The sequence below is a fragment of the Polynucleobacter sp. 35-46-11 genome (assembly GCF_002281105.1).
On record NZ_NCFJ01000153.1, the window covers coordinates 1 to 5,082 of the forward strand.

Here is a 5,082-nt window from a genome sequence, read left to right on the forward strand (position 1 = left end):
GGATAGACTAGATGCTGTGTTGGCTGGCTCTATCAATCTGAAAACTGAAGCAGTGAATCTCATGATTGATCCACGAGAAAAATCAGGGCTCACTTCCGGCCTCGATTTAGCGGGACTCGTCAAGATGGGCGGCACACTGGCAAATCCTAAGGCGGGCATTAACCAGGCTGGAGTAGTCAATAGCGCCGTCTCAATTGGCCTTGGATTTTTAACGGGCGGGGTTAGTATTTTGGCGGAGAACGCTAGGTCCATGACCTCAAAAAGTCACCCCTGCCGTGATGCGCTCCACCCTTGGGCAGATATATACCCGGGGGCGAAGTAATACTTAAAACAGTAAGCCGCTGATAAACAGGCTGAATAAAGAAATAAAGATGCTGGCAAAGAATGCGGTCCAGAAGCTGGAGATCGTAAAGCCACTCACAACTGCAGAGACCAGCATTAGTACCAAGGCATTCACCACCAATAAAAAGAGTCCCATAGTGAGAACGGTGAGCGGTAGCGTGAAGAGAATCAATAAAGGCTTCACTACTGCATTGGCAAAGCCAAGTAGCAGGGCAGCAATGAGTAGTGAACCACCATCGGCAAAGCGTAGGCCACTAAAAAGGTAGCTGGCGACCCAGAGGGACAGAGAGGTTAGGCCCCACTGAACTAAAAACGGTAACAAGTTACCCATGATGAGTATCCCTTTTTAAATGAACTGGATTATCTATGCTTAATGTTATCAGGGCTTTAATAGTGAGGGGGGATTTCATCTTTAGGGCTGCTGATGCCTGCACCATCTCCGCTGCTAGATTGCTCCTTAATGGATTTAAGTTCGCGATATAGAAATTCAATTTGTTGCTGTTGCTTGTAAATGGTTTGATTCAGTTGATCAATCAAATCCTCGGTAAAGCTGAGTTTGATTTCAAGGTTATTAATTCGATCTTCAGTCATTTCATTTTCCTGTCTTTAGCTTAAGCATCGATTAATTCAAATCGACCATCTTCCATTTCCGCTTTTGGCCTAATCCAAAAGTCATGTGACTGGAGGGATTCATAGACGTAGGCTGGTTCTAAATTGGCTTCAACATTAGCAAGCAGTACTACTTTATAAAATCCGCCTGTCTTGATGTGCCTAAGCTTGCTGCCCGGCTTAAAGAGGCCGTCATCAGCATCTGCCATTTTAGGTTTACTCATGTCAAAAAACCGCTTTCTCAGTATGATCTATGAATGACAAATTCTGTCCCGTACTCCATTCTAGATATATCTCCAATTCCCCAGGGATTTACCGCTGCGGATGCCTTGCGTAACTCCTTGGATGTTGCCCAGCATGCAGAGGTATTGGGCTATACCCGCTACTGGGTGGCGGAGCATCACAATATGACCGGTAATGCTAGCTCTGCTACTGCGGTCTTAGTTGGGTATATTGCTGGCGGCACAAAAACTATTCGGGTCGGCTCTGGTGGCGTGATGTTGCCAAACCATGCCCCATTAGTTATTGCGGAGCAATTTGGCACCTTAGCGTCGATCTACCCCGGAAGAATCGAATTGGGCTTAGGGCGTGCACCTGGAACTGATCAAATGACAGCCAGAGCTTTGCGTAGAGATTTACTAGGAAGTGATGATCGCTTCCCACAGGATGTTCGAGAGTTGCAACATTACTTCGGTCCTATTCAGGAAGGGCAATCTGTAAAGGCTATTCCGGGGGCAGACACCGAAGTACCAATTTGGATATTGGGCTCCAGTTTGTATGGCGCTCAACTAGCTGCTCATTTTGGCTTGCCATATGCCTTTGCCTCTCATTTTGCACCGGAGCAATTGCTAGATGCAATGACTACCTATCGAGAGTTATTTAAGCCATCCGATAAGCTGGCTAAGCCGTACAGTGCATTTGTGATGAATGTAGTCGCCGCGGATACTGATGAAGAGGCTGCATACCTTTTTACTACCTTGCAACAAAACGTAATTCGGATGCGTCGTAATACGCGCGGACAATTGCCGCCGCCGATTGATGATTTAAATGATTTCTGTGAGCCTCACGAAAAAACTACTGCCGATCATGCCTTGCGTTGCTCTGCTGTTGGATCCTTAGAAACAGTAAGAAAAGGGATGCAGTATTGGCTTGACCAAACTGGTGCAAATGAAATCATCATCACTGGTCAAATCTATGACCATCAAGCCCGCTTGAGATCATTTGAAATTGCGGCTGAAGCAGCTAAGGGATTGCGCTTTAGCTCTCAAGCCTAAAGGCGTTGTAGTCAGCGGTAATCAGAATACTTTCTTGAGCAGCTCGACTCGCGATCTTCAGTACTGCATTGTCCTTGCTAATGAGTATCGATGGCCTCAATTGATAGGCTAGATCTAAGAAGATTTGATCATCGGGGTCTTCGCATTTCCAAGGCGCGCTAGCTAGATTGGAATCATCGTATAGCTGTGCGATAGATTGCCATTGGGTCATTACGTCCGCTTGGGTGAATTCATCAAGCTTAAAAAGAGGTCGGGAAATGACATCCGCAAACTCCAGTAAAGTTTGCTGACTCGCAATTGCGGAAATGCTCCCATTCACAATCGCTTGTTTGAGATCGTCGGCCCTTGCGTCATTAAAGACAAAAATATCTAACAAGATATTGGTGTCTAAAACTACCGGCTTCATTGCTCTTGATTGCGCCAGATTTCTGGGGTGATAGTTACTTGGCCCATATCTGAAGAAACGTAAGCCTCGCCATCTTGAATATTGACATGCAGAACCATACTGCGCTCGACTAGCTTATTAAGTTCATTGGCCTGCTCCGCAGGAATAGAGATCACCTGTAGGTTACGGGCTCGAGTTAATTTATTCGCAATCCCATCCCACCAGATTTTGCTGGTGTGTCCGCCATAGCAATAGACGATGACTTGATCGGATCGACTGCAAGCTTTGAGGATGCGACGTTCATCTGGTTGACCCACTTCAATCCAAAGCTTGATGGCATCCGTGAGATCCTTAACCCAGAGGTCAGGTTCATCGGTATCGCTTAAGCCTTTAGTGAAAGCCAGATCTTCCTGAGCTTGCAGGGCAAAAGCAATGATGCGTACCATCATCCGCTCCTCGGTTTCGGAGGGATGCTTTGCGATGGTGAGGGAGTGACTGCCGTAATAGTGGCGGTCAGAGTCTGCGACGTGGAGGTCAGCTTTGTGGATAGTTGCGCGTAGAGCCATGGTGCATTATCGCCTTTTAAGGGGGATAGGCCGGATCTCCCAGTATTATTTAGAAAATTACCCTGATTTACTGTGTATCGTAGAGTCCCATGATCCGTATTACCGAACTTCGCTTGCCGATTAGCCATGCCCCCGAGGCGTTGGAGGAGGCGATCTTGAAGCGCTTGAATATCCAAGCCCAGGACCTGGTTCAGTTTGATGTATTCAAACGAAGCTACGATGCCAGAAAAAATGTCGCACTTGCATTCATCTATACCGTTGATTTATCGGTAAAGAACGAAGAAAAATTGCTTAAACGATTTGCAAACGATGTTCACGTAAGGCTATCCCCAGATACAAGTTATCACTTTGTTGCTAATGCCTCACAAGTGAAGGGTGCAAACTTTGTACGCCCTGTTGTTATCGGGTTTGGCCCCTGTGGGATTTTTGCTGCATTGGTATTGGCGCAGATGGGCTTTAAACCCATCGTATTAGAGCGTGGCAAACCAGTGAGAGAGCGCACTCAAGATACCTGGGGTTTATGGCGTAAGAATGTCCTCAATCCAGAATCGAATGTGCAGTTTGGTGAGGGTGGGGCAGGTACATTTTCTGACGGCAAACTCTATAGCCAAATTAAAGACCCAAAATTTTATGGACGCAAGGTCATTGCTGAATTTATTAAAGCAGGCGCGCCAGAAGAAATTCGTTATGTAGCAAAGCCACATATTGGGACCTTTCGATTGGTTGGTGTCGTCGAAAGAATGCGCCAAGAAATTATCGAGCTTGGCGGAGAGATTCGTTTTTCGCAAAAGGTGATTGGCTTTGATATTCAGAATGAGCACATTGCTGGAGTCAAAATTGAGGGCCATCCAGATTTACCTGCCAATCATGTAGTGCTAGCTCTTGGGCATAGTGCTCGCGATACCTTCGAGGCACTCCATGCAGCCGGTGTCTATATGGAAGCCAAACCGTTTTCGGTAGGCTTTCGCATTGAGCATCCGCAATCCTTGATTGACAAGGCACGCTTAGGTCCACATGCTGGTAATGAGCTCATTGGAGCAGCAGATTACAAATTGGTACACCACGCCAAAAATGGCCGTGCAGTCTATAGCTTTTGTATGTGCCCAGGTGGAACGGTAGTTGCTGCCACCTCTGAGCCTAATCGCGTTGTGACAAATGGTATGAGTCAGTATTCGCGTAATGAGCGTAATGCTAATGCGGGAATTGTCGTTGGCATTACCCCGGAAGATTATCCTGGCGGTCCACTGGCAGGTATTGAGTTTCAGAGGGCTTTGGAGTCGAAGGCATATGAGTTAGGTGGCTCCACCTACGAGGCCCCAGGACAATTGGTGGGTGACTTCCTCGCTGGTAAGGCTTCTACGGACTTTGGTTCTGTAATGCCCTCTTATAAGCCTGGTGTTCACCTGACAGACCTGGCTGATGCTTTACCTGCTTATGCAATTGAGGCAATCCGAGAGGCAATCCCTGCCTTTGAAAAGCAGATTAAAGGCTTCTCGATGAAGGATGCAGTATTGACCGGCATTGAGACTCGCACTTCCTCCCCATTGCGTATTACGCGAGGATCAAACTTTCAGAGTCTGAATATCAAAGGCCTTTATCCCGCGGGTGAGGGTGCTGGCTATGCTGGTGGAATCTTGTCAGCAGGGGTTGATGGGATTAAAGTGGCAGAAGCAGTCGCCCTTGACTATCTTTCTCAATAATTCCATAAGCTAATTTTTGATGAGCTCTGTAGTTTCTGAATCTAAGCAAAATGAAAAAGAAGTACTTTTTCATCCCGAGTTATTGCAGAAGTTTGATATCAATGGCCCACGCTACACCTCATACCCTAGTGCCGATCGCTTTCATAATGAGTTCAGTGAATCTGATTATTTGGGGGCATTGCAACGTGTAGTCCAGGCCGATGAGC

Annotated in this window: 8 protein-coding genes and 1 pseudogene; 4 read left to right on the plus strand and 5 right to left on the minus strand. The window is 46.8% G+C overall.

The features are described from left to right. On the plus strand, positions 1 to 322 hold a 322-nt coding region (locus B7Y67_RS10545; protein ID WP_293598608.1), incomplete at its 5' end, for a hypothetical protein. A 3-nt stretch (positions 323 to 325) separates the two neighbouring features. On the opposite strand, the gene B7Y67_RS10550 is transcribed toward B7Y67_RS10545, so the two are convergent. From B7Y67_RS10550 to B7Y67_RS10560, 3 genes are read right to left on the minus strand one after another with little or no spacing between them, the layout of a single operon-like run. Then, positions 326 to 676, minus strand: a complete 351-nt coding sequence (locus B7Y67_RS10550; RefSeq protein ID WP_215303797.1) for a phage holin family protein — start codon at positions 674 to 676, stop codon at positions 326 to 328. Between the two features lie 53 nt (positions 677 to 729). After that, positions 730 to 933, minus strand: a complete 204-nt coding sequence (locus B7Y67_RS10555; protein WP_215303074.1) for a SlyX family protein — start codon at positions 931 to 933, stop codon at positions 730 to 732. A gap of 20 nt (positions 934 to 953) precedes the next feature. Further along, entirely contained in the window at positions 954 to 1,175 is a 222-nt protein-coding gene (locus tag B7Y67_RS10560; RefSeq protein WP_215387492.1) for a hypothetical protein, read from the minus strand. A 33-nt stretch (positions 1,176 to 1,208) separates the two neighbouring features. On the opposite strand from B7Y67_RS10560, the gene B7Y67_RS10565 reads away from it, so the two are divergent. Next, positions 1,209 to 2,225 (plus strand): LLM class flavin-dependent oxidoreductase, encoded by a 1,017-nt coding sequence (locus B7Y67_RS10565; RefSeq protein WP_293598609.1) that lies wholly within the window; start codon positions 1,209 to 1,211, stop codon positions 2,223 to 2,225. Here B7Y67_RS10565 and B7Y67_RS10570 read toward each other — a convergent pair. Further along, positions 2,209 to 2,631: a putative toxin-antitoxin system toxin component, PIN family gene (locus tag B7Y67_RS10570; protein WP_293598610.1), complete on the minus strand. Its 423-nt coding sequence runs from the start codon at positions 2,629 to 2,631 to the stop codon at positions 2,209 to 2,211. The genes B7Y67_RS10565 and B7Y67_RS10570 overlap by 17 nt on opposite strands. Further along, positions 2,628 to 3,176 (minus strand): YaeQ family protein, encoded by a 549-nt coding sequence (locus B7Y67_RS10575; RefSeq protein WP_293598611.1) that lies wholly within the window; start codon positions 3,174 to 3,176, stop codon positions 2,628 to 2,630. The genes B7Y67_RS10570 and B7Y67_RS10575 overlap by 4 nt, the downstream gene beginning before the upstream one ends. Positions 3,177 to 3,265: 89 nt before the next feature. Here B7Y67_RS10575 and B7Y67_RS10580 point away from each other — a divergent pair, with 89 nt between their 5' ends. Together B7Y67_RS10580 and B7Y67_RS10585 are read left to right on the plus strand one after the other, a co-directional pair. Further along, positions 3,266 to 4,876, plus strand: a complete 1,611-nt coding sequence (locus B7Y67_RS10580) for an NAD(P)/FAD-dependent oxidoreductase (protein WP_293598612.1) — start codon at positions 3,266 to 3,268, stop codon at positions 4,874 to 4,876. Between the two features lie 19 nt (positions 4,877 to 4,895). Further along, positions 4,896 to 5,082 (plus strand): annotated as a pseudogene (locus tag B7Y67_RS10585) (coproporphyrinogen III oxidase); the annotation flags it as partial.

Bases quoted from the DNA above. Each gene is read 5' to 3' on its own strand.
- B7Y67_RS10555 (WP_215303074.1), bottom strand. From the start codon at position 933: ATGACTGAAGATCGAATTAATAACCTTGAAATCAAACTCAGCTTTACC.
- B7Y67_RS10560 (WP_215387492.1), bottom strand. From the start codon at position 1,175: ATGAGTAAACCTAAAATGGCAGATGCTGATGACGGCCTCTTTAAGCCG.
- B7Y67_RS10565 (WP_293598609.1), top strand. From the start codon at position 1,209: ATGACAAATTCTGTCCCGTACTCCATTCTAGATATATCTCCAATTCCC.
- B7Y67_RS10570 (WP_293598610.1), bottom strand. From the start codon at position 2,631: ATGAAGCCGGTAGTTTTAGACACCAATATCTTGTTAGATATTTTTGTC.
- B7Y67_RS10575 (WP_293598611.1), bottom strand. From the start codon at position 3,176: ATGGCTCTACGCGCAACTATCCACAAAGCTGACCTCCACGTCGCAGAC.
- B7Y67_RS10580 (WP_293598612.1), top strand. From the start codon at position 3,266: ATGATCCGTATTACCGAACTTCGCTTGCCGATTAGCCATGCCCCCGAG.